Here is a 26,051-nt window from a genome sequence, read left to right on the forward strand (position 1 = left end):
ATTTCCGATCAACAATTTTTTGGATCACGCGATGAAAATTCAAATTGTGAACGTGTCGGTTGGGCAGACAGCCAAGGTCCTGGCAGCTCTCTATGTGTTGATATCTCTCCCCTTTCTGGTGATCGGCGCGCTGTTCGGCGCGTTTCAGGGAAGTGTCGGGGTCATCGTCATTGCTGTGGTGATCGCGCCGCTCATCTATGGGGTTCTCACCTTCCTGTGTACCGGTCTGGTCGCGTGGCTGTATAACGTCGTCGCCGGTCGCGTAGGTGGCATGGAATACAGCATTAAAGAAATCCCTGACACCATCAGCAAATCCTGAAGTCTCATCCGCAGCTTGCCAGGTAGTTGCTTCCAAATTAGGGTCAGAGTCGAATTATTCGGAAACATCCAAAAGTTTCCCGATAATTCGACTCTGACCCTAATTGCTGGGTGGTACGGGTACCTGAAAGCAATGAGGGTCAGAGTCGAATTGCAGGAAATTCTGGGGAATTGCTCAACAATTCGACTCTGACCCCAATGATGTCGGAATGCTAATTGGCAGGGCGACATCATTCGACAAGCGGGGCGCTTGCGGCTACACTACCGCCACCTCGAAGATTGCCGCAAAGGAGAAAAGATGAGTTGGCTAGAAAAACTGCTGCCCCCACGGATCCAGCGCTCCGATGCCGCCAAAAGCAAGACCATGCCGGAAGGCCTCTGGGTCAAGTGCCCGTCGTGCGAGTCGGTCCTGTACCGCGCCGACCTGGAATCGAACCAGCATGTTTGCCCGAAGTGCGACCATCACATGCGCATCCGCGCCCGCGAGCGCCTCGATGCGCTGCTCGACGAAGGCGGCCGCTATGACATCGGCCAGGAAACCCTGCCGGTCGATACCCTGAAGTTCAAGGACAGCAAGAAGTATCCGGACCGCCTCAAGCAGGCCATGGATGCCACCGGCGAAACCGATGCCCTCATCGTGCAGGGCGGCTCGATCATGAGCCTGCCGGTCGTCGTCGCCTGCTTCGAATTCGAATTCATGGGCGGCTCCATGGGCTCGGTCGTCGGCGAACGCTTTGTGCGCGGCGCCCAGGTGGCGCTGGAGCAGAAGGTGCCTTTCATCTGCATCACCGCCACCGGCGGCGCCCGCATGCAGGAAGGCCTGCTGTCGCTGTTGCAGATGGCGAAGACCACCGCCATGCTGACCAAGCTGTCGGAAAAGAAGCTGCCGTTCATCAGCGTGCTGACCGATCCGACCATGGGCGGCGTCTCGGCGTCCTTCGCCTTCATGGGCGACGTCGTCATCGCCGAACCGAAAGCCCTGATCGGCTTCGCCGGCCCGCGCGTGATCGAGAACACCGTGCGCGAGAAGCTGCCGGAAGGCTTCCAGCGCGCCGAGTTCCTGGTGCAGAAGGGCGCCGTCGACATGATCGTCGACCGCCGCAAGATGCGCGAAGAAATCGCCCGCCTGCTGGCGCTGCTGCAAAACCAGGCCGCCGACGCGCTGGCCTGATTCTCATACGGTGCGGATGCCAAGGGCGTCCGCACCCGTGCTGTCCGGCACGCTCTCACCGCTCCAATCAATGCCTACTCTCCCGACCACCTTGCCCGACTGGCTGGCGCTGCTCGAGTCACGCCATGCCGAAACCCACATCGACATGGGCCTGGACCGCGTCCGCGCCGTCAAGGAACGACTGCAGCTGGCCTTCGGCTGCCCTGTGATCATGGTAGCCGGCACCAATGGCAAGGGCTCGACCTGCGCCATGCTGGAAGCCGTGCTGCTGCAGTCCGGCTACCGCGTAGGCCTGTACATCAAGCCGCACTTCCTCGACTTCAACGAGCGCGCCCGCATCAACGGCGAAATGGCCTCCGATGAAGCGCTGGTCGCCGCCTTCGATGCGGTGGAAAGCGTGCGTGGCGACGTCTCGCTGACCTATTTCGAGTTCACCACGCTGGCGATCATGCACCTGATATCGCAGGCCGGTGTCGACGTCGCGATCCTCGAGGTCGGCCTCGGTGGACGCCTCGACGCGGTCAACGTGGTGGACGCCGATGTGGCGATCGTCACCAGCGTCGACATCGACCACACCGACTACCTGGGCGACACGCGCGAGAAGATCGGCTTCGAGAAGGCCGGCATCTTCCGACCAGGTAAGCCCGCGATCTGCAGCGACCCGGTGCCGCCGCAATCCTTGATCCAGCACGCGGAAAGCATCGGCGCCGACCTGTGGCTGCTCGGCCGCGACTTCAACTACCAGGGCGACCAGCAGCAGTGGAGCTATGGCGGGCGCGGACAGCGCCGCAATGCGCTGGCCTATCCGGCCCTGCGCGGCGCCAACCAGCTGCTCAATGCCTCCGCCGCGCTGGCCGCGCTGGAAGTGCTGCGCATGCAGCTGCCCTGCGGCGCGCAGGAAGTGCGCGCGGGCCTGGCGATGGTCGAGCTGCCAGGACGCTTCCAGGTGCTGCCGGGCCGTCCGACCCAGGTGCTGGACGTGGCCCATAATCCGCATGCCGCGGCGGCACTCGCGCACAACCTCGGCAACATGGGCTTCCACCGCTTCACCTACGCGGTGTTCGGCATCATGGAGGACAAGGACATCGAGGCCGTGATCGCGCCGCTGAAGGGCATCGTCGACCACTGGTGCGTCACCGCGCTGCCGTCGCCCCGTTCCGCACAGCCGGAACAGCTGGCGGAAAAGCTCGCGACGCTCAAGCCCGCGGGCGCGAAACCGGACGATTTTTCGGTCACCGCTTTCGCCACTCCAGCCGAGGCCTATGCAAACGCCGTGAGCCGGGCAGGGGAGAATGATAGAATTGTGGTCTTTGGCTCGTTCTACACGGTCGCCGGTGTGATGGCGGCCCGAAAAAACTCTCTTCACTGACTCGATGAAATCGCATGGGCTTGTTCTCGTTCGGTAGCAAAAACAAGCAAGACACTGTCCGTGACAGCGGCCACTTCGTCAAGGACGACGATGCCGCCTATGGGCAGCAGGCCCGCTCCAAGCGCGCCTCCCACGCCGGCGAAGGCGCGACCCGCGGCCGCGGACGCGCCGGCGCGGATCCGATCCTCCCCGAGAAAAAGCGTGCGCGCCGCCGCCTGGTAGGCGCGATCGCGCTGGCGCTTGCGGCGGCGGTCGGCCTGCCGATGCTGCTCGATTCCGAGCCGAAGCCGCTCGGCTCCGACATCGCCATCAACATCCCGTCCAAGGACAAGGCCGCGCCGCTGCCGGTGCCGGCTGCGGCCACCGTCGACAGCGACGAAGAGATCGTCGAGCCGACCGATGCGCCGACGCCCGCGTCCGCCGCCGTGGCGCCGCCGCCGGCCGTGCGCAGCGCGACCCCGCCGGCTGATCCGCCGCCCATGCGCACCCTCGACACGACGGCGCCCAAGCCCGAGCCGAAGATCGAGGCCGTCAAGCCGGAACCGAAGCGCGAACCGAAACCGGAAACCCATCCGAAGGTCGCCGAGCTCGAGCCGAAGAAGCTCGAGAAGCCGGCCGTCAAGCCGGTCGACGCCAAGCCGCGCCCGGACGACGCCGCGCGCGCCATGGCCATCCTCGAAGACAAGCCGGCCGTGAAGGCGGCCGGCCCGGCGCAAAAGTACGTGGTGCAGGTGGCCGCGCTGGCCACCCAGGAAAAGGTCAACGAACTGCAGGGCCGCCTGCGCGCGGCCGGCGTGTCCTCGTTCACCGAGAAGTCCGGTGAACTGATCCGCGTGCGCGTGGGCCCGTACAGCAAGGAAGAGGGCGAGAAGATCCGCTTGAAACTCATCAGCATGGGCCTGTCCGGCACCATGGTGCCGCTCTGATCAGGACTACCGCGGCGTGACGATTTTCGATTACCTGGTCTTGTTTGTACTGATATCGTCCGTCATCATTTCCACCCTGCGCGGGCTGGTGAAGGAGATCCTGTCGCTGCTGGGCTGGGTCGTGGCCTTCGTGGTGGCGAATGCCTATGGCGCCAAGCTGGCGCCGATGCTGCCGGAACTACTGCCCGGCGAGAGCACGCGCCTGATCATGGCCTTCGTGCTGCTGTTCCTGGGCGTGCGTATCCTGATGGGCCTGCTGTCGCTGGCGATCGGGGCCCTGATCACCGCCACCGGGCTGAGCCTTGCGGACCGCGGCCTGGGTGGATTATTTGGATTGGCGCGTGGCATTGTAATCGTGCTGGCCGCCGTCATATTGAGTGGGATGACTTCCATTCCGCAACAGGATTTCTGGAGGAACGCGCTGCTGTCGCCCATGGCGGAAACCGGCGCGCGCACGGTAAAACCATTTCTCCCCGCTGCCCTTGCGCAGCACGTGAAGTTTTGACATTTTTGCAATCAGGCAGTCCAGTTTTAGGAGCGCACCATGTGTGGCATCGTCGGCGTCGTCTCGAATAATCCCGTCAACCAGCTTCTGTACGACGCATTGCTGCTGCTGCAGCACCGCGGCCAGGACGCGGCGGGCATTGCAACCAATCACAGCAGCATGTTCTCGATGTACAAGGCCAATGGCCTGGTGCGCGACGTGTTCCGTACCCGCAACATGCGCTCGCTGCAGGGCAACACCGGTATCGGCCACTGCCGCTACCCGACCGCAGGTTCGTCGAGCGAGGAAGAGGCGCAGCCGTTCTACGTCAACGCTCCCTTCGGCATTACCCTCGCCCACAACGGCAACCTGACCAACCAGGCCCAGCTCAAGGAAGAGCTGTTCCGCAATGACCGCCGCCACATCAACACCGATTCCGACTCGGAAGTGCTGCTGAACGTGCTGGCCCACGAGATCCAGGAAGCAGCCGATGGCTTCAACCTCGACAAGGACGCCGTGTTCAAGGCGGTCGCCGCGGTGCACCGCCGCGTGCGCGGGGCGTATGCGGTGGTGTCGCAGATCGCCGGCCACGGCATGCTGGCCTTCCGCGACCCCTTCGGCATCCGTCCGCTGTGCCTGGGCGTGAATGAAGGCGAGCACGGCACCGAATACCTGGTGGCGAGCGAGTCGGTGGCGCTGGAAGGCCTGGGCTTCCGCTTCGTGCGCGACATCGCGCCGGGCGAGGCGGTCTTCATCGACAACGACGGCAATATGTCGCAGCAGCAGTGCGCCGAGAACCCGTCGCTGAACCCCTGCGCCTTCGAATACGTCTACCTGGCGCGTCCGGACTCGGTGATCGACGGCGCCTCGGTCTACGCCACCCGCCTGCGCATGGGCGAATACCTGGCCGACAAGATCCGCAAGGAGATCCCGGTCGAGGAAATCGACGTGGTGATGCCGATCCCGGACTCCTCCCGTCCGGCCGCGATCCAGCTGGCGCTCAAGCTCGGCGTCGAGTACCGCGAAGGCTTCATCAAGAACCGCTACATCGGCCGCACCTTCATCATGCCGGGCCAGGGCATGCGCAAGAAGTCGGTGCGCCAGAAGCTCAACGCCATCGCCGCCGAGTTCAAGGACAAGAACGTGCTGCTGGTCGACGACTCGATCGTGCGCGGCACCACCAGCCGCGAGATCGTGCAGATGGCGCGCGACGCCGGTGCCCGCAAGGTGTTCTTCGCCTCGGCGGCGCCGCCGGTGCTGTACCCGAACGTGTACGGCATCGACATGCCGACCCGCGACGAGTTGATCGCGCACGGCCGCACCGTGGACGAGGTGTGCAAGGAGATCACCGCCGACCGCCTGGTCTATCAGGATGTCGACGCGCTCAAGAAGGCGATCTCGGACGTCAACCCGGCCTTGAAGAACTTCGAGGCCTCCTGCTTCGACGGCGTCTACGTGACCGGCGACGTGACCCCGGAATACCTGGACCGCCAGGAGTCGGCGCGCCACAACCCGAAGGCCAACCAGGTCGAGGACCCGGTGCGTACCCAGCTGAACCTCAACACCCCGGCGGTCACCGAGTAAGCCAGCCATGAGCGAGACGAACAAGTACGGTTTCACGACCACCATCCTGCACAACGACCGCCGCAAGACGATCGAGCAGGGTTCGCTGCACAAGCCGGTGCACACCTCGGTGGCCTTTGGCTACGGTGACGCGCGCCAGCTGGCCTCGGTCTTCCAGGGCAAGGAGCCGGGCTTTCGCTACGGCCGCCAGGGCAACCCGACGGTGGGCGCGCTGGAAGACAAGATCACCAAGATGGAAGACGGCGTCGGCACCATCTGTTTCGCCACCGGCATGGGCGCCATCGGCGCGCTGTTCCAGGCGCTGCTCAAAGCGGGCGACCACATCGTCTCTTCGTCCTTCCTGTTCGGGAACACCAACAGCCTGTGGCAGACGGTGGCGGGGCAGGGCGTGGGTGTCGATTTCGTCGATGCGACCGATGTCGCCCATGTGGAAGCGGCCTTGAAGCCCGACACGCGCATGGTGTTCGTCGAGACCATCGCCAATCCGCGCACCCAGGTCGCGGATCTCGCGCGCATCGGCCAGCTGTGCCGCGAGCGCGGCATCCTCTACGTCGTGGACAACACCATGACCACGCCTTATCTGTTCCGCCCAAAGGCGGTTAGCGCGGGCCTGGTGGTCAATTCGCTGACCAAGTCGATCGGCGGCCATGGCAATGCGCTCGGCGGCGCGCTGACCGACACCGGCCTGTTCGACTGGAGCGCCTTCCCGAACATCGCGGCCAACTTCCGCAAGCAGCCGGCCGCCAATCAGGGTCTGGCCCAGCTGCGCGCCAAGGCGCTGCGCGACTTCGGCGCGGCGCTGGGGCCGGAAGCGGCGCACCACATCGCGGTGGGTGCGGAGACGCTGGCGCTGCGCATGGAACGCACCAGCGCCAATGCGCTGGCGCTGGCGCACATGCTCGAGGCGGATGAGCGGGTCTGCGCGGTTCACTACCCGGGCCTGGCTTCGCATCCGCAGAACGGGATCACCAAGGAGCTGTTCCGTGCGGGCGGTTCCTTGATGAGCTTCGAGCTGCGGGAAGACATCGACTGCTTCGACTACCTGAATCGCCTGAAGCTCGGCATCCCGGCCAGCAATCTGGGCGACACCCGTACCCTGGTGATCCCGGTGGCGCACACGATCTTCTTCGAGATGGGAGCGGAGCGGCGCGCCAGCATGGGCATCGCCGAGTCGCTGATTCGCGTTTCGGTGGGCATCGAGGATACCGACGACCTGCTGGCGGACTTCCGCCAGGCGCTCGACGCGTAACAAGCAACGGCAGCCTCGGCTGCCGTTTTGTTTCAGCTGTTGAGCGTTACGTCGCATTACCGCTATCATGGAACTTCCATTCACATCGGTATCGTGCCCATGAAAACCAAGCTGTTCCTCGCTTCCCTGCTGCTGTGTGGCGCCGCCTTTGCCGGCGAACTGGAAGACGCCAACGCCCTGTTCGAGAAGAAGGACTACGCGGCGGCAATGAAGATCTATACCAAGCTCGCCAATGCCGGCAATCCGGAAGCGCAGCAAGCCCTGGGCCAGATGTACTGGTATGGCGAGGCGGGGCAGGTCGACGAGGCGAAGGCGGAAGCGCTGTTCAAGAAGGCCGCCGCCAAGGGCAACAAGGTCGCGATCGCCTCGCTCGAGGTGATGGACCAGCGCGTCAAGCGCCGCAAGGAGATCGACTACTGGATCAGCGGCTACGACGGCGAAGACCTGAAATCGGGCGAATTCCGCTGCGTGACGCCGCGCATTCCGGCGATGTCGAAGATCAATGCCGACATCGACCGCATCGGCGCGGCCATCAATACCTGGCAGGATTGCTACAACAAGTACATCACCAACCTGAATGCGGCCACGCCGCTCAGCAAGCGCGTTCCGGAAGACATCCGCAAGCTGATGAAGAAGGACGAGCTGGAGAAGTCGAACGCTTACCTGGAGCAGCTGCAGGCCAACCTGTCCGAGGAAGCCAAGGTGAGCTCGAAGCTGATCCTGGCCGACTTCGAAGCCTGGCGCAAGGCGACCGAAGCCTATGTGGCCGAGCACAACAAGATGGTCAAGACCAACAACTCGACGCTGTTCAAGGACAAATAAAAAAAGCGGGGCATGCCCCGCTTTTTTTTGCGCTCGACTAACAAAACCCCGAGGGCAAGGCGCATCGCCGAAGACAGTACGCTAGTACGGCAAGGCGATGCAACGCAGCCATCGGGGGAATTGTTAGTGCCAGCTGCGCATCAGGCCGACCGCCAGGCCTTCGAGCGCGAACTCGTCTTCCGGCGTCACCTGGATCACCTTGAAGTCCGGGTTTTCCGGCAGCAGCTCGACCAGGTTGCCGGTCTTGCGGTAGCGCTTGACGGTGACTTCCTCGCCTAATCTAGCAACGACGATCTGGCCGTTCTTGGCGCTGTCGATCTTCTTGACCGCCAGGAAGTCGCCATCGCAGATGCCGGCGTCGCGCATCGACCAGCCCTTGACCTTCAGCAGGAAGTCGGGGCGGGCCGAGAACATGGCGGCGTCGACCGAGTAGGTGGCTTCGACGTGTTCCTGTGCCAGGATCGGCGAACCGGCGGCGACGCGGCCGACCAGCGGCAGCGACATCATGAGGTTAGGGGGCGGCATCGGGATCTGTTCGACGCTGGCGCCGACGAGGCGGATGCCACGCGAGGTGCCGGGCGAAATCTCGATCGCGCCCTTGCGCGCCAGGGCTTGCAGGTGTTCCTCGGCCGCATTGGCCGACTTGAATCCCAGCTCGGCCGCGATTTCGGCGCGGGTCGGCGGGAAACCGGTATTCTCGATCGCTTCCTTGATCAGGTTAAGGATCTGTTCTTGCCTTGCAGTGAGCTTGAGCATGGGTGTTATACGGCACTAGTTGTAAGAGCAGACTGTATTTTTGTACAGTATTCCCGGATGTGCAAGGGAAAACACGGGAAAAGTGTAAAAAAATTGTGCAATGCGGTTTGGAGCGTGTCGCGGAATGCACGCATCCATGGGCGGGCAGCCCTTGAGCGTGCACCTGCACGCTCCCCCGGGCTTCCCATCTGCCCGGTTTTCCGGCTATAATCGAAGGCTTTCCCTTCCCACACTCGTCTTGACGCCGAGGTGGGCATTTGTTTAAACGTCCTCAAGGAGTGTTGCATGCGTCATTATGAAATCGTTTTTATCGTCCACCCGGACCAGAGCGAACAAGTCCCGGCGATGATCGAGCGTTACAAGACCACGGTCACCAGCCGCGGCGGTAACATCCATCGCGTGGAAGACTGGGGCCGTCGCCAGATGGCTTACCAGATCCAGAAGCTGCCGAAAGCCCACTACATCTGCCTGAACATCGAGTGCGACAACGAGACCCTGGTCGAGCTGGAAACCGCATTCAAGTTCAACGATGCCGTCCTGCGTCACCTGACCGTCAAGATGAAGAAGGCCGAAACCGCACCGTCGCCGATGATGAAGTCGGTCCAGCGCGAAGACGCAGCCAAGAGCCACCGTGCTGAAGCAGCTGCTGCTGCCCCGGCCGCCGCTGCTTAAGCTGAACTGGTTTTTCTCGGGAATTCGTAGAGCGCAGTGAATCAGTTCCAGCTCATCGCGACCATCGCGGAGCGTGACGTACTGCGTTTCACCCCGGCCGGCGTCCCCATCGTGGGCGCGATCCTGATGCACGATTCGCAGCAGGTCGAGGCCGGAGTGGCAAGGCAGGTCGCTTTTGAAATCCCTGCGCTCGGCGCGGGCGAGATTTCAGGCAGGCTGGAAAGCGCCGAACTCGGCGCTGCCTACCGCTTCGAAGGATTCCTGGCACGGAAGAACCGCAACAGCAAAGCCTTGGTGTTTCACATCATTGATTTCAGTGCCGTCTAACAGCGGCCAATTTAGATTACAGATACAGGAGCCTCGAAATGGCATTCGGTAAAAAGTTCGACAAAAACAAAGCTAAAGAAAAACTCAAGCGCAAACAGCAGAACCCGCTGTTCAAGCGCAAGAAGTTCTGCCGCTTCACCGCCGCTGGCGTTGAGCAGGTGGACTACAAGGACGTGGACACCCTGAAGGACTTCGTCCAGGAAAACGGCAAGATCATGCCGGCACGTCTGACCGGCACCAAGGCGCACTACCAGCGCCAGGTCGACACCGCCATCAAGCGCGCACGCTACCTCGCGCTGCTGCCGTACACCGACCTGCACAACGCTTAATTGCGGCACGTCAGCTAGAAATCCTGGAGAATAAATATGCAAGTTATCCTGCTCGAAAAAGTGGTCAACGTCGGCAACCTGGGCGACGTCGTCAAAGTCAAGGACGGTTACGCACGTAACTTCCTGATCCCGCAAAAGATGGCACGCCGCGCTACCCAAGCCGCTGTGGCCGAGTTCGAAGTCAAGCGCGCCGAACTGGAAAAAGCAGCAGCTGAGAAGCTGTCGGCTGCCCAGGCACAAGGCGACAAGCTGAGCGGCATGACCGTCACCATCGCCCAGAAGGCGGGCGTGGACGGCCGTCTGTTCGGTTCGGTCACCAACTTCGACATCGCCGAAGCCCTGAGCAAGCAAGGCTTCCCGGTCGAGAAGTCGCAGGTTCGCCTGCCGACCGGCCCGCTGAAGACCACGGGTGAATTCCCGGTTGCCGTCGCTCTGCACACCGACGTCGTCTCGGAAATCACCATCGCTGTCGTCGGCGAGGCTGCATAAGCTTTTGTTGTATAAATGAAAAAGCCGGGCTCGCCCGGCTTTTTTTACGTCCTGAAAAACTCGGCAATGATGACAGCCAGATGACAGGAGAAGGTATAATGCCCGCCATGAATTCCCCAGCCGATCCGCAAGTCGATTCCCTGCGCATCCCGCCACATTCCATCGAAGCAGAGCAGTCCGTCATCGGCGGTCTCCTGCGCGACAATGCCGCGTGGGACCGCATTGCCGACTTCATGCACGCAGAGGATTTCTACCGCTACGACCACCGTATCATCTTCGAACAGATGATCCGCCTGATCAACGCCGGCAAGCCGGCGGACGTGATCACGGTCTACGAAGCCTGCAACATGCTGGGCAAGGCCGAGGAAGTGGGTGGCCTGCAGTACCTGAACGCGATGGCGCAGAACACGCCGTCCGCCGCCAATATCCGCCGCTACGCCGAGATCGTGCGTGACCGCGGCATCCTGCGCAACCTGATCACGGTGGCCGACGAAATCTCGGGCAATGCCTTCAACCCGCAAGGGAAGGAGGTCAAGCAGATGCTGGACGAGGCCGAATCGAAGATCTTCGCGATCGCGGAAACCGGCGCCCGTGGCCAGCAGGGCTGGAATCCGATCCAGCCGCTGCTCACCCAGGTGGTGGAGCGCATCGACGAACTGTACTCGCGCGAGAACCAGGGCGAGATCACCGGCGTGCCGACCGGCTTCATCGACCTCGATCGCATGACCTCCGGCCTGCAGCCGGGCGACCTGGTGATCGTCGCCGGCCGTCCGTCGATGGGCAAGACCGCGTTCTCGGTCAACATCGGCGAGAACGTCGCCATCGAAGCGGGCCTGCCGGTGGCCGTGTTCTCGATGGAGATGGGCGGCGCCCAGCTGGCCATGCGTATGCTCGGCTCCGTGGGCCAGCTCGACCAGCACCGCCTGCGTACCGGCCGCCTGAACGACGAGGACTGGCCGCGCCTGACGCATGCGATCCAGAAGATGAACGACGCCCAGCTCTACATCGACGAGACGCCGGCGCTGAACCCGATCGAAATGCGCGCACGTGCGCGACGCCTGGCGCGTCAGTGCGGCAAGCTGGGTCTGATCATCGTCGACTACCTGCAGCTGATGCAGGGCAGCCAGCCTGGCGACAACCGCGCGGCCGAGATCTCGGAGATCTCGCGTTCGCTCAAGGGCCTGGCGAAGGAACTGCATTGCCCGGTCATCGCACTGTCCCAGCTGAACCGCTCGCTGGAACAGCGACCCAACAAACGTCCCGTCATGTCCGACCTGCGCGAATCGGGCGCTATCGAACAGGATGCGGACGTTATCATCTTCCTGTATCGCGACGAGGTCTACAACCCCGACTCGCCCGATAAGGGAACCGCCGAGATCATCATCGGTAAGCAGCGTAATGGCCCGATCGGAGCGATTCGCCTTACCTGGATCGGCCAGTACACCAAGTTTGGCAACTATAGCGGTAACCTGAGTATCTACCAGGGCGACTAAGCCGCAGTTTCAATCCTTTTCCGCCGCCAGCCGTGGCAGCGGTTTCGAAGTCCCAAGAGATTCACAACGGAGAATAATATGTTTGGACGCTTGATGCCCCAAGAGGGCAAATTTTTCGACCTGTTCAACCAGCACGCCGCACTGTGCGTGAAGGGTGCCCAGGAAATGCTTGGCCTGATGACCAACTTTGACGACCTGGAAAACCGCACCCATGCCGTGGAGAGCATCGAGAAACAGGCGGACAAGATCACCTACGCCACCGTCGACCTGCTGCACAAGACCTTCATCACCCCGATCGACCGCGACGACATCCACAAGCTGATCACCAGCATGGACGACATCCTCGACATGATGGAAGACGCGGCCCAGACGGTCTCGCTGTACGACCTGCATGCGGTGACCCCGGAAGCGGCGCGCCTGGCCGAGCTGTGCCTGTCGTGCTGCAAGAAGGTGCAGGAAGCCGTCGGCCTGCTGCACGACATGGGCAATGCCCAGAAGATCGTCGCGATCTGCGAAGAGATCGACCGCTTCGAGTCGGACGCCGACCACGTCATGCGCGCCGCCATGTCGAAACTGTTCCGCGACGAGCCGGACGTGCGCAACCTGATCAAGATGAAGGCGATCTACGAGATCCTCGAGACCGTTACCGACCGCTGCGAGGACGTGGCGAACATCGTCGAAGGCATCATCGTCGAGAACGCGTAAGCACCGCGCACAACAAGAATAATTATGGAATCTCTACATATCAGCATCTACGTGCTGGGCATGCTGGTGCTGCTGGCGCTGGTGTTCGACTTCATGAACGGCTTCCACGACTCGGCCAATGCGATTGCCACGGTCGTGTCGACGGGCGTGCTGAAGCCGCAGTCCGCCGTCGCCATGGCGGCCTTCTTCAACTTCATCGCGATTTTCGTCGTGAGCATGAAGGTGGCGCAGACCATCGGCAAAGGGACCATCGACCCGCATGTGGTCGACCACTACGTGATCTTCGGAGCCCTGGTCGGGGCCATCGTCTGGAACATCATCACCTGGTACTACGGCATTCCCTCGTCTTCGTCGCATGCGCTGATCGGCGGCCTAGTGGGCGCCGCGGTGGCCAAATCGGGCACCGGGGCGCTGATCTCGGCCGGCCTGCTCAAGACCGTGATGTTCATCGTGCTGGCGCCGCTGCTGGGCTTCGTGCTCGGTTCGATCATCATGCTGCTGGTCTCGTGGATCTTCGTGAAGTCCACCCCGCGCAAGGTCGACGTCTGGTTCCGCCGCCTGCAACTGGCCTCGGCAGCCGGCTACTCGCTGGGACACGGCGGCAACGATGCCCAGAAGACCATGGGCATCATCTGGATGCTCCTGATCGCGGCCGGCTACACCAATCCGACCGACGCCTATCCGCCCACCTGGGTCATCATCTCCTGCTACGCGGCGATCAGCTTCGGCACCCTGTTCGGCGGCTGGCGCATCGTCAAGACCATGGGCCAGAAGATCACCAAGCTCAAACCGGTGGGCGGCTTCTGCGCCGAAACCGGCGGCGCCATGACGCTCCTGATGGCAAGCTTCTGGGGTATCCCGGTGTCGACCACCCACACCATCACCGGCGCCATCGTCGGCGTGGGCGCCTCGCAAAAAATGTCGGCGGTGCGCTGGGGCGTGGCGGGCAGCATCGTGTGGGCATGGGTCTTCACCATCCCGGCGTCGGCCTTCATGGCAGCCGTGGCGTGGTGGATCGGTACCCACATCATGTAACAGCCGTACAACGGATGACAGGAAGCAGGGCGCAAAGCCCTGCTTTTTTTTTCGTCTGTGCATTGTCGAACGTCCTTACGTTGGTAGTAATATTACATGGTAGCGCTCGCTACCGTGACCGCTTGCCAAGCTGTTGCCAGCGGTAAATACCAATGAAAACAACGACAAAGGGGACATCAATGCGCAACAGACGTAGTTTGACTTCACGGCTGCGGTTCGCCATGGCCGCCGGCGGCCTGCTGGCGGCTTTCGCCGGGCTTGCCTTCATCGCCGCGCCCGCGCACGCCCAGCAGCCTACCGCGACGGCCGCCGCGCCGGTGGCGCCCGGCACCATCCGGGTCCACTTCCGCCGCGTGCAGAACGACACCGCCCAGTGGGGCGTGTATTCCTGGGACGGCCCGGCCAACCCGAGCTCGGCCTGGATCACCGACCGCTTCATGTTTACCCAGACCGACAGCTTCGGCGGCTACGTCGACATCCCGCTGGCCAGCGGCAAGACCGCCCTGTGGTTCCTCGTCACCGACGGCAGCGGCACCAAGAACTGCGGCAACGACCAGGGCGCGCCGCTGCCCGCCGACGTGGCGACCAAAGGCCACGAAATCTGGCTGCTGGAAGGCGACTGCACCGTCCATACGGCGCCCCCCGCGCTCAGCTACGGCAGCCTGGCCCTCGCCAGCGCACACTGGCTGGCGGCGAACGTGCTGGCCTGGCCCGGTGTGCCAAGCGCCGGCAGCTACAAGCTGTATTACGCGGCGGGTGGCGGCCTCGGTTCCGGCCCTTCCGGCGTCACCGGCGCCGACGGCAGCATGAACCTGAACCTGGCGCCGCTGCCGGAAAGCGTGCGCGCGAAGTTCCCGCACCTGGCAGCAAGCACCGGCCTGGCCCTGTCCAATGCCGATGCGGCCAAGATCGCGGGCCTGGCCAGCGCCCAGTTCGCGATCGCCCAGTTCGATGCCGCCGGCAAGCTGGTGCAGGTGACCTCGCTGCAGACCGCCGGCATGCTCGACGACGTGTTCGCCGCACGCGCCGCGAATGCCAAATTGGGCGTGAGCTTCAACGGCGCCGGCGTGCCGACTTTCCGCGTCTGGGCCCCGACCGCCAAGTCGGTCGCGCTCGACATCTATCCTGATGCGAACGCACCGGCTTCCAGCTCGGTCCCGATGCGCTTCGACGCGTCCAGCGGCGTGTGGAGCTATACCGCGCCCAACGCCGGCTGGACCAACCGCGCCTACTACACCTATACCGTGCAGGTGCTGTCGCGCTGGGCCAATAACACCCTGGTGACCAACACCGTCACCGACCCGTATTCGGTGAGCCTGAACGCCAACAGCGCCCGTTCCTTTGTCGCGGACCTGGACAGCGATGCGCTCAAGCCGCGCGGCTGGGACCATCACCGCGTGCCGAAACTCGAACACCCGAGCGACATCGCGCTGTACGAGCTGCACATCCGCGACTTCAGCGCCAGCGACGAGACGGTGCCGGCGGCGCGCCGCGGCAAGTACCTGGCCTTCGCCGAACGCCAGTCGAACGGCATGCGCCATCTGAAATCCCTGGCCAAGGCGGGGCTGACCCACGTGCACCTGCTGCCGGCCTTCGACATCGCCAGCGTGAACGAAGCAGGGTGCACCCAGCCTGTGATTCCGAATGCGGGCCCGGCTTCGGAAGCCCAGCAGGCGGCAGTCGACGCGACCCGCGACAGCGACTGCTTCAACTGGGGCTACGACCCGGTGCACTACAACGCGCCGGAAGGCAGCTATGCCTCCAACGCCAACGACGGTGCGGCGCGCATCCGCGAATTCCGCTCGATGGTGCAGGAGCTGCACGAGACCGGCCTGCGGGTGGCCATGGACGTGGTCTACAACCACACCAGCGCCTCGCAGCAGGGGCCCCTGTCGGTGCTGGACAAGATCGTCCCGACCTACTACTACCGCCTGAACGGCAATGGCGCCAACCTGAACGACAGCTGCTGCGCCGACACCGCCGCCGAACACACGATGATGGGCAAGCTGATGGTGGAGTCGGTGGCGCTGTGGGCCAAGGACTACCAGGTCGATAGCTTCCGCTTCGACATCATGTCCTTCGCGCCGCTCGATGTGATGAAGCGCCTGCAGAGTACCGTGAACCGTGCCGCCGGCCGCGAGATCTACCTGTATGGCGAAGGCTGGAACTTCGGCGCGGTCGGCAACGACCAGCGCTTCGTGCAGGCGCGCCAGGCCAATCTGTACGGCAGCGGCATCGGTTCCTTCAACGACCGGCTGCGCGACGCGGTGCGCGGCGGCGGCTGCTGCGATGGCGGCGAGAACCTGATTAGCCAGCAGGGCTTCATCAACGGCGTGTGGTATGACCCGAACGAGCGCGCGCGCCAGTCGCGTGACGATGCGCTGCGCCTGGCCGATATCGTGCGCGTGGGCCTATCCGGCACCCTGCGCGACTACCGCTTCGTCGACCGCTTCGGTTCGCTGCGCACCAATGCCGACATCGATTACTTCGGCCAGCGCGCCGGCTATACCGCCAGCCCGTCTGAAGCGATCAACTACGTCGAGAAGCACGACAACCAGACCCTGTTCGACATCAACGCCTTCCGCCTGCCGCAATCGACTTCTCCGGCGGACCGGCTGCGGGTGCAGAACCTGGGCGCGGCGATCGTGCTGCTGGCGCAAGGCGTGCCCTTCATCCACGCAGGCCAGGAACTGCTGCGTTCCAAGTCGCTCGACCGCGACAGCTACAATGCGGGCGACTGGTTCAACCGCCTCGACTACAGCTACGCATCGAACAACTTCGGCGTCGGCCTGCCGATGGCGGGCGTCAACCGCGACAACTGGGGCCTGATGACGCCGATCCTGGAAAATCCGCTGATCAAGCCGGATCGCGCCGCCATCCTGTCGACGAAGGGGGCGTTCGAGGACTTGCTGGCGATCCGCATGGATACCAGCTTGTTCCGCCTGCGCACGGCGAAGGACGTGATGGAGCGCCTGAAGTTCCACAACACCGGACCGGACCAGGAGCCCGGCCTGATCGTGATGCGCATCGATGGCGACGAACCGCAACGCTATCCGGATGCAAAGTACCGCAGCGTGGTGGTGCTGTTCAACGTGGACAAGGAGGCGAAAACCATTGCCATCCCCGAGCTCAAGGGCCTGCGCCTGAAGCTGCACAAGGTGCAGCGCGGCTCGGACGACCCGGTGGTGAAGAGCTCCAGCTACAGCGCGGCGGGCGGCAGCTTCAGCATCCCGGCGCGGACCACGGCGGTATTCGTCGAGCAGGGTGTCGGGCGTGACGATGACTGAGCGCTAGGCTGTCCCGGCATTGCCGGGCTGCGCGCGTTACCTTGCGGCCACAGGACCCGCCTCACCGGCGGGTTTATACTGGGTTGCCGCAGCCTATGCTGTGCAGCAGCCCATGAATCCGCCGACCGACAAGGCAATGCCGGCCGCCATCCCGCTCGCTCTGCGGGCGAGCGGCCCACTGCGCCCCTTCCTGGCTTTCCTGCGCCAGCGGGTGTCGCTCCTGTTCGTATGGCCGGCGCTAGCCCTGGTCGCCATCGGCCTGCTGTGGGCCTTCGTGCTGCGCGGCCTCGGCCATGAAGAGCGCGAACGCGGTGCCGAGCTGGAACAGCAGGCCGGCGCCTATGCCCAAAGCCTAGTCATCCGCACCCGCCGTTCGATCGGCGAGACCGACCGGCTCCTGCTCCTGTTGCGCCACAGCTGGGCCAGCTCGGGCGCGCGCGGCAGCCTGACCGGGACGATGGAAGCAGGGATCTTCTCCCAGCAATACATCGCGGCGGTGGCCTTCATCGACCGCAAGGGCATCGCAGTCAGCAGCACCCACCCGCAGGCACTCGGGCGCTATTTCGGCAACCGGCCGTATTTCGTGGCCCAGCAGCACGCGGCCGGCGATCACCTGTACCTGAGCGGACCGCTCGACGGCCAGCTGACCGGACAGGAAGTGGTGGCCCTCTCACGCCCGCTCCTGACTGCCGACGGGCGCTTCGACGGCATCGTCCTGATCAACGTGCTGCCGGCCTACTTTACCCAGCATTACGCCGAGCCCATCCTGGGCGACTACGGCTTCGTCGCCGTGACGCGCACCGACGGCGCGATCCTGGCCACGCGCACCGGCGACACCGTCCATTCCTACCACCGGCCTTTCCTGCGCGCGCCGATGCCCGGCGCCAGCGCGCAAGGCGTAGCGTTGCTGGGCGGCCGGCGCTGGTTCGGCGACGGGCGCATGCGCGTGGTCGGCTGGCGGCCCTTCCCAGACCTGGGGCTGGTCGGCATCGTCGGCATCGACCAGTACTCGGCCATGGCGTCCTACCGCGCCCACCGCGCGCACAGGTTTGCCGCCGCCAGTTGGAACAGCGCCTGGATCCTGCTGGCTGGGCTGCTGGCCACCGGCATCTACGTGCATGCGCGCTGGCGCCAGCACCAGGTCGAAACCATCCGCGCCAGCTACCGCCTGGCCACCGAGGACGCGGCCGATGGCTTCTTCATCAACCGTCCGCTGCGCGACCGGCGCGGGGCGGTGCGCGACTTCAGCGTGGTCGACTGCAACCAGCATGGCGCGGCCATGTTCGGCAAGCGTCCGGAGGACCTGATCGGGCGCCGCCTGTCCGAGTTCTATGAGGGTGAGCTGTTCCAGCGCGCCTGCGAGCGCCTGTGCCAGGCCCTCGAGACCGGATTCTATGAACGCGAACTGCCGGTAGCGCCGGGGGTGGACCAGCCCTTGCAGGCACGCTGGATCCATTACAAGGCGGTGCGCGCCGGCGGCGACCTGGCGGTCACGATCCGCGACATCAGCGAATCCAAGGCCCACCTGACCGAACTCGAACGGCGCAGCAATTCGGACGAGCTGACCGGCCTGCCGAACCGCTACTGGGTCCAGCAATACCTGCCGCAGGCGATCGAGGCGGCGCCCGTCGGCGGACGCGCTCTGGCGGTGCTGTTCATCGACCTGGACGGCTTCAAGGCCGTCAACGACGTGCTTGGCCATGCGGCCGGCGACGAGCTGCTGCGTACCGTCGCCAAGCGCCTGAAAGTGGCGGTGCGCCCGCGCGACCACGTGGTGCGCCTCGGCGGCGACGAGTTCGTGGTGGTGCTGGAGCAGGTGGCCAGCCAGGCCGACGTCGAGCACGTCGCTGACCGCGTGCTGGCGGCCTTCCGCGACGGCTTTCACCTGCAGCACAGCACCCACGTGCTGGGCGCCTCGATCGGGATCAGCCAGTTCCCTGAACACGGCGAGGATGCCCAGACCCTGCTCAAGCATGCGGATATCGCGATGTATGCGGTCAAGACCGAGGGCAAGGGCGGCTTTCGCTTCTTCCAGTCGCGCTTCTTCGAGGCCATCCGCCTGCGCCTGGAAACGGAAATGGAACTGCGGCGCGCGCTCGAGGAGCAGCAATTCGTGGTGCACTACCAGCCGCGCGTCGACCTGGCCACCGGCGCCGCGTCCAGCATGGAGGCGCTGGTGCGCTGGGAGCGTCCGAGCCAGGGCCTGACCGGGCCCGACCGCTTCATCCCGCTGCTCGAGGAGACCGGCCTGATCGTGCGCCTGGGCGAGCAAGTGATCGACAGCGTGTGCCGCCAGCTGGCCGTCTGGGAACGCGCCGGCGCCGCCCCCGTGCCGGTGTCGGTCAACATCTCGCCGCGCCAGTTCAGCCAGTCCGACGTGATGACCCAGTTCCGCAGCGCGACCGCGCGCCACGGCGTCGATCCGGCGCTGCTCGAAATCGAGGTCACCGAATCGTCGATGATGCAGGAGGGGATCGGCGAGTCCGCCGTGTTCAGCCAGCTGCGCGAACTGGGGATCAAGCTGTGCATCGACGACTTCGGCACCGGCTACTCCTCGCTGTCGCAGCTGCAGAAACTGCGCTTCGACGTGCTCAAGATCGACCGCGCCTTCGTGCTGCGGATCGAGCATCCGGAAGGCGACACCCTGATCGCCTCCATGATCGCGATGGCGCACGCGCTCGGCATGCGGGTGGTGGCCGAGGGTATCGAGAGCCGGCGCCAGATGCAGATGCTGCAGGCGCTCGGTTGCGACGAGGGGCAGGGCTTTTACTTTTCGCGTCCTGTGCCGGCGGAAGATTGCCGGATCCCGGCGGCGCACGGAAGCTGAGCGGCCTGATGCGAACAAGGCCAGGATGACCTGGCCTTGCGTGGGGGGGGAGGGCTGGCTTACTGGCCGGCCGGAAGCGGCGGGGCGTTGCCCGAGTCCATGCGCATGCTTTCGAGTTCAGTCTTGCTCATGGTGCTGACTACACTGCTGCCGTCACCCTTCTTGCGCGGGATGTTGCTGCCGGTCGGGACGTACCGGTTATCCGAGGCCACGTTCTCGCCGGTGGACGGAACGTAGTAGGCGCAACCGGCCAGCAGGGTAGAGGCGGCGGCGGCCATCATCAACTTCTTCATCTTGGAACGACTCCTTGTTTTTCTGTCTCTCTCGTGGACCGAACGCCGGACAGTGCCCGGCGCCGGCTTACCAGTATCGCGAGCCTGCGCCCGACGACATCGAATTGCGCGCGTTTTCGGCTTCCTGCGTGGGCACCGTACCGATCAGGGTCGGTCCGAGTCCCGTGCCGTCCTTGCGCTTGATGAAGGTCCCGGTGGGAGCATAGCCGTCGGCCTTCGCGACTTTTTCGTCCTGCGCGACGGGCGTCGTGCTTGCGCAGGCGCTCAGCAGGCCGCAGGCCAGGGTCAGGGTGATGAGGTGTTTCATCGCAGTCTTCTCCTTTCGCTGCGGCTCATGTGCCATGCATGATCCGCCAGTGTCTGAAAAAATGGCATCAGCCATTGTAGTGTCACATTCAAGCGAAATAACGTTTTCTCCGGCTTCGGCGTACGATTACCCTTCGAGGGTGAGGCGCGGTCACAAAAAGCCAGGAGGCCTCGGCCTTCCTGGCTCGCTTGCAGGCGCCGGGGCGCGTCAGGCGCCCGGAGGCGCGCCGGCGACGCCGTTCGACTGCATCTGGCGTGCGTTCTCGACCGCGGTCTTGTCGACGGCGGTGATCGGCGCGGCGCCAAGGCCGCTGCCGCTCTTACGCGGGATCATGGTGCCGACCGGGGCGTAGGCTTCTTCGCGGACGACTTTCTGGCCGCCGGTGGTGGGATCGGTGGCGGCGCAACCGGCCAGGCCGAAGACGAGGCCCAGGGCGGCGACGAGTGGAAGGTATTTCATGGTTTCTCCTGTAGTGAAAGGTGGGTACTACCTGATACAAACCGCCCTGACCATCTTGATATCGGTGAGGCCGGCAAACACTTTCTCGATACCGTCCATCTTCAGGGTCTGCATGCCATCGTCGAGCGCCGCGCCGAGCAGCGCCGATACGCGGCTGTGCTCGACCAGCAGGCGCTTGACGGCATCGGTGCCGAGCATCAGCTCGTGCAGGCCGATGCGGCCGCGGTAGCCCTTGTTGCAGTCATCGCAGCCGACCGCACGGTACAGGGTGAAGCGGCCCGCGGCGTCGCCGTGGCGCTGCTTCCATCCATCGAGAATTCTTGTGCGCGCCGCTTCGGGATCTGCTTGGTGCGACACGGTCCCGCGCAGGTCTTCGCAATACTCCGCCAGCAGTGCCTCCACTTCCGCGTCGTCCGGGTGGTAGGACTGGCGGCAGGTGGTGCACAGGCGGCGCGCGAGGCGCTGCGCGAGGATGCCCAGCAGGGCATCGGCAAAATTGAAGGGGTCCATCCCCATGTCGAGCAGGCGCACGATCGATTCGGGCGCGCTGTTGGTGTGCAGCGTGGCGAACACCAGGTGGCCGGTCAGCGAGGCTTCGATGCCGGTGCTGACGGTCTCCTTGTCGCGCATCTCGCCGACCATGATCACGTCCGGGTCGGCGCGCAGGAAAGCGCGCATGACGCTGGCGAAGTCGAGGCCCGCCTTGCGGTTGACCTGCACCTGGCGCAGGCCCTTCTGCGTGATCTCCACCGGATCCTCGGCGGTCCAGATCTTGGTCTCGGGCGTGTTCAGGTGGTGCAGGATCGAGTGCAGGGTGGTGGTCTTGCCCGAGCCGGTGGGACCGCACACGAAGAACAGGCCGTAGGGCTTCTCGATGGCCGGCAGCAGGCGCCCGAGGTTGTAGTCGGTGAGCCCGAGTTTCGCCAGCGGGATCGGTTCGCCCGCCTGCAGGATGCGCATCACCACGTCCTCGACCCCGCCGGCCGAGGGAATGGTCGCGACCCGCAGCTCGATGTCGAGCGGGCCGTACTTCCTGAAGCGGATCTTGCCGTCCTGGGGCTTGCGGCGCTCCGAGATGTCGAGGTCGCACATGATCTTGATGCGCGCCACCAGGGCGTTGCGGTAGCTCGACGGGATCTCGATGTAGGGCACCAGTACGCCGTCCTTGCGGAAGCGGATCCCGGTCTTGCCCTTGCCCGGCTGCGGCTCGATGTGGATGTCCGACACGCCCTGGCGGTAGGCGTCGACGATGACCTTGTTCAGCAGGCGCACCAGTTCGTTCTCGACCGCTTCCGACATGTCGGACGAGGAGTCGTAATCGTCCTCCTCCTCGAGCCCGGACAGCAGTTCGCCGACGGTCTCGTGGCTGGCGCTGCCGGTGCCGAAGAAGGCGTCGACGGTCTGGCGGAATTCGGCACGCGTGGTGACGCGCCAGGCCACCTTCGCCTTCGGGAACAGCTGGCCGACGATGCGGCTGGCGGCGATGCGCTCGGGATCCAGCGCCAGCACGCTCAAGCCGTTTGGACCGTCCTCGAGCGGCAGCCAGCCGTTTTCTTCGACATACTGGGCCTTCAGATTGCGCAGCAGCTCGACCGGCTTGACGCGCTCGGCGCGGAAGGGTTCGTAGGGCACGTTGAAGAAGCTGGCCAGGGCCGCGCCGATGGCGGCGCGGCGCACCTGCAGCTCGTCTTCCAGCACCTCTTCGAGGTCGGCGTCGCGTTCGCGCGCGCGGCGGCCGGCCTGTTCCAGTTCGATCTGACTCAACAGGCCTTCCTGCACCAGGGCGTCGTATTTGCTACGCAAGCGCGGGCCCGAACCCGGGCCCCCCAGGCGCTGGCTGAGCGCCACCGACAGGGTCTCGCCCAGCTGGCGCACCGCTTCCATCGCGCGCGCTGGGAAGGGCCCGCCGCCGCGGTGATTGATGAACTGGACCACGCCCAGCAGTTCGCCGCCGCTGTCCTGCAGCGGCGCGACCAGCATCTCGCGGGTGCGGTAGCCGGTGCGCTGGTCGACTCCGCGCTGGAACTGGAGTTCGGGCGAGAGGCGCCGCAGTTCAGCCTCGTCGTAGACGTCGGCGATCGCCACCGGCTGGCGGTTCTCCGCCACGAAGCCGGCGATCGACGAGGGCCCGAGCGGCAGGCGCAGGTCGCGGAAGGTGGCCAGGCCCGCCTTCACCTTCGAGACGATGTGCTCCTTGTCCGGCGTCACCGCATACAGCGTAAAGCGGTCGCAGTCGAGCAGGTCGCAGAAATCCAGCCCCAGGTCGAGCATGATCTCCTCGACCCTGGCGGTGGCGTGGATGCGGTTGGTGACGCGCTGCAGCTTCTGGAAGAAGGCCAGCTGGCCGGCAGTGTCGTCCTGCAGGGGTGCGGAGGCGGAGCCACCCATCGGCGCATTCATCGGAGGCGCGCTCACAAGGACACTTCGAGGCCTTCGAAGGCCAGGTGGACGTCGAGCGATCCAAGGCGGCCGCGGTAGCGGGCCAGCAAGGCGTCGAAGACGGCTTCGAGCTCGTCGTCGCTGCGCGTCGGTTCATGGTGGGTGCAGTACAGGGCGCGCGCGCCGACCCGCAGCGCCATCTCGACGGCGGCATCGAAGGTGCCGTGGCCCCAGCCGGCCTTGGCCGGGTATTCCTCGCGGGTGTAAGAGCAGTCGACGATCAGGGCGTCGACGCCTTCCATCGCGGCGTCGATCGCGCGCTGGCGCTCGTGCAGGTGCTGTTCATACGCGTCGAAGGCGGAGTCGCCCGGCGGATAGGGATTGTGCCAGGGCTCATGGTCGCCGGTGAAGAACAGCGAACGGCCGTTGCAGGAAATGCGGTAGCCCAGGTTGGTGACCGGGTGGTTCATCAGGACGTTGCCGACCACCGTGTCGCCGACTTCGACCGAAGTACCGATGTCGAGGGTCTGGTATTCGATGGTGGCGCCCATCTGGGTTTCGCTCACGGGGAAGTAGCTGTTCTGCAGCTGCACGCCCATCACGTGTTCGATGCCGCTGCGCGTGACCGGGTCATACGCGCCGTGCAGGCGCACGCGGCTACCCTTGATGAACAGCGGGGTGAAGAAGGGCAGGCCGTGGATGTGGTCCCAGTGGCTGTGGGTGATGAAGATGTTCGCATGCACGGGCGGACGCGGCTCCTGGGCGAGCAGGTGCTGCGCCAGCGGGAACAGACCGGTACCGCCATCGAGGATGATCAGGGTGCCGTCGCTGCTCCGGACTTCGATGCAGGTGGTGTTGCCGCCGTAGCGCGCGGTACGAGGACCTGGGGACGGTATCGAACCACGTACCCCCCAGAAGCGGAATTTCATCTGTACTCCCAGCCAGACTGTCTTGATATTGTTTTTGGAACATCGACCATGATAGCGGCTTTGTTCCAAAAAGCGTCCGAAAATTGTAATTTTCCGACACAAGTACCCAGCGCCCATATACATGAGGTCGTAACGAAGCTACACTTTCGAGAAATTACCAATTGGCAAAATTGTTGCTGTATGCATATCGTATGCACTGCGGCGCGCCAGGCCGACTCACCATGCAAGAGCTGAATCCCACACAAATCGCGCAACGCCTGCACCAGCTTACGGAAGTCAGCGTGGCGCTGGGAGACACGCACGACACTGCCGCGCTGCTCGACCGCATCCTGCGCGTGGCCAAGCACATGACCGACGCCGACGGCGGCACCCTGTACCGCCCGAGCGAAGACCGCAAGAGCCTGTGCTTCCACATCTCGATCAACGACACCCTCGAGATCTACCAGGGTGGCGTCAGCGGCAAGCCGATCGACATCGCGCCGGTGCCGCTCTACGACAACTACGGCAACAAGAACATCGCTTCGGTGGCGGCCTACGCGGCCAACTTCAACCAGTCGGTGAACATCGAGGACGTCTACAAGGCGGACGTCTTCAACTTCTCCGGCATGCGTTCCTTCGACACCGCCTTCGGCTACCACTCGCAGTCGATCCTGACGGTGCCGATGACCGACCACGAGGGCGAGCTGGTGGGCGTGCTCCAGCTGGTCAACGCCAAGGATCCCGACAGCGGCGAGATCCGCTCCTTCACCCAGACCGACCAGCGCTTCATCGAAGCCCTGGCGGCGCAGGCGGCGGTGGCGCTGACCAACCAGCTCCTGATCCAGCAGTTGGAGAACCTGCTGGAAGCGCTGGTCAACCTGATCAACATCGGCATCGACGAGAAGTCGCCCTACACCGGGCGCCACTGCCAGTTCGTGCCGGAGCTGACCATGATGCTGGCCGAGGCGGTGCACAATACGGGCCATGGCCCGCTGGCCGAGTTCCGCATGACCGACGCCGACCGCAAGGAGCTGTGGCTTGCCGGCCTGCTGCACGACTGCGGCAAGATCACCACGCCGGTGCACGTGGTCGACAAGTCGACCAAGCTGGAAACCATCTTCGACCGCGTGCACCTGGTGGACACGCGCTTCGAGGTGCTGCTGCGCGACTGCGAGATCCGCGCGCTGCGCGCCCGCTGCGAACCCGGCGCCAACGTCGACGCGATCGAAGACCTGCTGCTGTCGGAACAGACGCGCATCCGCGCCGACCGCGAATTCCTGCGCCGCGCCAACGTCGGCGGCGAGGGCATGTCGGCCGAGGACCAGGAGCGCGTGCGCCGTATCGCCGAGTACCGCTGGACCGGGCCGGATGGCAAGGAACAGGCCTTCCTGAGCGAGGACGAGCTGCGCAACCTGACCGTGCGCTTCGGCACCCTGACCGACGACGAGCGCAAGATCATCAACAACCACATCGACGTTACCGTGCGCATGCTGGAGTCGCTGCCGTGGCCGAAGCACCTGAAGAACGTACCGGAATACGCGGGCGGCCACCATGAGCGCATGGACGGCAAGGGTTACCCGAAAGGCCTGACCCGCGATCAGATGTCGGTGCAGGCGCGCATCATGGCGATCGCCGACATTTTCGAGGCGCTGACCGCCTGCGACCGTCCCTACAAGAAGGGCAAGAAGCTGTCGGAGTCGCTGCACATCCTCGGCAAATTCTCGCTCAATGGCCACATCGATCCGGACCTGTTCGACATTTTCGTCCGCAACCGCGTCTACCTGCAGTTCGCGCACAAGAACATGGATGCGCACCAGATCGACGAAGTGGACGAGACGCAGATTCCGGGTTACCGGCCCTAA

The 26,051-nt window shown here is 64.3% G+C and carries 24 protein-coding genes; 18 read left to right on the forward strand and 6 right to left on the reverse strand.

Going from position 1 to position 26,051, the window contains the following annotated elements; all coding sequences use genetic code 11:
• Window positions 1-31: 31 nt before the first annotated feature.
• From GV068_RS22280 to GV068_RS22315, 8 genes are all read left to right on the forward strand, one after another.
• Window positions 32-319 (forward strand): hypothetical protein, encoded by a 288-nt coding sequence (locus GV068_RS22280; RefSeq protein WP_159703110.1) that lies wholly within the window; start codon window positions 32-34, stop codon window positions 317-319.
• 297 nt (window positions 320-616) lie between these two features.
• The gene (gene accD / locus GV068_RS22285) at window positions 617-1,489 is read left to right on the forward strand and encodes an acetyl-CoA carboxylase, carboxyltransferase subunit beta (protein WP_159703113.1); all 873 of its coding nucleotides are present in this window, start codon (window positions 617-619) and stop codon (window positions 1,487-1,489) included.
• Window positions 1,490-1,559: 70 nt separating this feature from the next.
• Window positions 1,560-2,858 carry a bifunctional tetrahydrofolate synthase/dihydrofolate synthase gene (folC, locus tag GV068_RS22290; RefSeq protein ID WP_159703116.1) on the forward strand — a complete coding sequence of 433 codons (1,299 nt, stop codon included), beginning with the start codon at window positions 1,560-1,562 and terminating at the stop codon, window positions 2,856-2,858.
• A gap of 14 nt (window positions 2,859-2,872) precedes the next feature.
• Window positions 2,873-3,784 (forward strand): SPOR domain-containing protein, encoded by a 912-nt coding sequence (locus GV068_RS22295; RefSeq protein ID WP_159703119.1) that lies wholly within the window; start codon window positions 2,873-2,875, stop codon window positions 3,782-3,784.
• A 16-nt stretch (window positions 3,785-3,800) separates the two neighbouring features.
• The gene (locus GV068_RS22300) at window positions 3,801-4,289 is read left to right on the forward strand and encodes a CvpA family protein (protein ID WP_159703122.1); all 489 of its coding nucleotides are present in this window, start codon (window positions 3,801-3,803) and stop codon (window positions 4,287-4,289) included.
• Between the two features lie 39 nt (window positions 4,290-4,328).
• Window positions 4,329-5,852: an amidophosphoribosyltransferase gene (gene purF, locus GV068_RS22305; protein ID WP_159703125.1), complete on the forward strand. Its 1,524-nt coding sequence runs from the start codon at window positions 4,329-4,331 to the stop codon at window positions 5,850-5,852.
• A gap of 7 nt (window positions 5,853-5,859) precedes the next feature.
• Entirely contained in the window at window positions 5,860-7,101 is a 1,242-nt protein-coding gene (locus tag GV068_RS22310) for a cystathionine gamma-synthase family protein (RefSeq protein ID WP_159703128.1), read from the forward strand.
• 99 nt (window positions 7,102-7,200) lie between these two features.
• A complete protein-coding gene (locus GV068_RS22315) occupies window positions 7,201-7,923 on the forward strand; it encodes a tetratricopeptide repeat protein (protein ID WP_159703131.1) in 723 nt (240 codons plus the stop codon).
• Between the two features lie 123 nt (window positions 7,924-8,046).
• Here GV068_RS22315 and lexA read toward each other — a convergent pair whose 3' ends face one another.
• Complete coding sequence (gene lexA / locus GV068_RS22320) at window positions 8,047-8,679, reverse strand: transcriptional repressor LexA (RefSeq protein ID WP_159703134.1); 633 nt, start codon at window positions 8,677-8,679, stop codon at window positions 8,047-8,049.
• A gap of 285 nt (window positions 8,680-8,964) precedes the next feature.
• On the opposite strand from lexA, the gene rpsF reads away from it, so the two are divergent.
• The 9 genes from rpsF to GV068_RS22365 all read left to right on the forward strand — a co-directional run bounded on the left by rpsF (window position 8,965) and on the right by GV068_RS22365 (window position 19,843).
• Window positions 8,965-9,351, forward strand: a complete 387-nt coding sequence (gene rpsF, locus GV068_RS22325; RefSeq protein ID WP_159703137.1) for a 30S ribosomal protein S6 — start codon at window positions 8,965-8,967, stop codon at window positions 9,349-9,351.
• Between the two features lie 36 nt (window positions 9,352-9,387).
• Window positions 9,388-9,678, forward strand: coding sequence for a primosomal replication protein N (priB, locus tag GV068_RS22330; RefSeq protein WP_159703140.1), 291 nt, complete (start codon window positions 9,388-9,390; stop codon window positions 9,676-9,678).
• A 38-nt stretch (window positions 9,679-9,716) separates the two neighbouring features.
• Window positions 9,717-10,007 (forward strand): 30S ribosomal protein S18, encoded by a 291-nt coding sequence (gene rpsR, locus GV068_RS22335; RefSeq protein WP_036249492.1) that lies wholly within the window; start codon window positions 9,717-9,719, stop codon window positions 10,005-10,007.
• A 36-nt stretch (window positions 10,008-10,043) separates the two neighbouring features.
• On the forward strand, window positions 10,044-10,496 hold the full coding sequence (rplI, locus tag GV068_RS22340) for a 50S ribosomal protein L9 (protein ID WP_159703143.1): 453 nt from the start codon (window positions 10,044-10,046) through the stop codon (window positions 10,494-10,496).
• 107 nt (window positions 10,497-10,603) lie between these two features.
• Entirely contained in the window at window positions 10,604-11,989 is a 1,386-nt protein-coding gene (locus tag GV068_RS22345) for a replicative DNA helicase (RefSeq protein ID WP_159705423.1), read from the forward strand.
• Between the two features lie 78 nt (window positions 11,990-12,067).
• Entirely contained in the window at window positions 12,068-12,694 is a 627-nt protein-coding gene (locus GV068_RS22350) for a DUF47 domain-containing protein (RefSeq protein WP_159703146.1), read from the forward strand.
• A gap of 24 nt (window positions 12,695-12,718) precedes the next feature.
• Window positions 12,719-13,729 carry an inorganic phosphate transporter gene (locus GV068_RS22355; RefSeq protein ID WP_159703149.1) on the forward strand — a complete coding sequence of 337 codons (1,011 nt, stop codon included), beginning with the start codon at window positions 12,719-12,721 and terminating at the stop codon, window positions 13,727-13,729.
• Between the two features lie 197 nt (window positions 13,730-13,926).
• On the forward strand, window positions 13,927-17,016 hold the full coding sequence (pulA, locus tag GV068_RS22360; RefSeq protein WP_229464418.1) for a pullulanase-type alpha-1,6-glucosidase: 3,090 nt from the start codon (window positions 13,927-13,929) through the stop codon (window positions 17,014-17,016).
• A gap of 112 nt (window positions 17,017-17,128) precedes the next feature.
• A complete protein-coding gene (locus tag GV068_RS22365; RefSeq protein WP_159703155.1) occupies window positions 17,129-19,843 on the forward strand; it encodes an EAL domain-containing protein in 2,715 nt (904 codons plus the stop codon).
• A 59-nt stretch (window positions 19,844-19,902) separates the two neighbouring features.
• On the opposite strand, the gene GV068_RS22370 is transcribed toward GV068_RS22365, so the two are convergent.
• The 5 genes from GV068_RS22370 to GV068_RS22390 all read right to left on the reverse strand — a co-directional run bounded on the left by GV068_RS22370 (window position 19,903) and on the right by GV068_RS22390 (window position 24,210).
• Entirely contained in the window at window positions 19,903-20,136 is a 234-nt protein-coding gene (locus tag GV068_RS22370) for a hypothetical protein (RefSeq protein ID WP_159703158.1), read from the reverse strand.
• Window positions 20,137-20,203: 67 nt separating this feature from the next.
• Window positions 20,204-20,443, reverse strand: a complete 240-nt coding sequence (locus GV068_RS22375) for a hypothetical protein (protein WP_159703161.1) — start codon at window positions 20,441-20,443, stop codon at window positions 20,204-20,206.
• 207 nt (window positions 20,444-20,650) lie between these two features.
• Window positions 20,651-20,902, reverse strand: a complete 252-nt coding sequence (locus GV068_RS22380; protein ID WP_159703164.1) for a hypothetical protein — start codon at window positions 20,900-20,902, stop codon at window positions 20,651-20,653.
• 27 nt (window positions 20,903-20,929) lie between these two features.
• Complete coding sequence (locus tag GV068_RS22385; protein ID WP_201303410.1) at window positions 20,930-23,290, reverse strand: GspE/PulE family protein; 2,361 nt, start codon at window positions 23,288-23,290, stop codon at window positions 20,930-20,932.
• Between the two features lie 23 nt (window positions 23,291-23,313).
• Window positions 23,314-24,210, reverse strand: a complete 897-nt coding sequence (locus GV068_RS22390) for an MBL fold metallo-hydrolase (RefSeq protein ID WP_159703167.1) — start codon at window positions 24,208-24,210, stop codon at window positions 23,314-23,316.
• 221 nt (window positions 24,211-24,431) lie between these two features.
• Here GV068_RS22390 and GV068_RS22395 point away from each other — a divergent pair, with 221 nt between their 5' ends.
• Window positions 24,432-26,051 carry an HD family phosphohydrolase gene (locus GV068_RS22395; protein ID WP_159703170.1) on the forward strand — a complete coding sequence of 540 codons (1,620 nt, stop codon included), beginning with the start codon at window positions 24,432-24,434 and terminating at the stop codon, window positions 26,049-26,051.

Source organism: Massilia sp. 9I (assembly GCF_902506415.1).
In the GTDB taxonomy this organism is placed as follows: Bacteria; Pseudomonadota; Gammaproteobacteria; order Burkholderiales; family Burkholderiaceae_D; genus Telluria.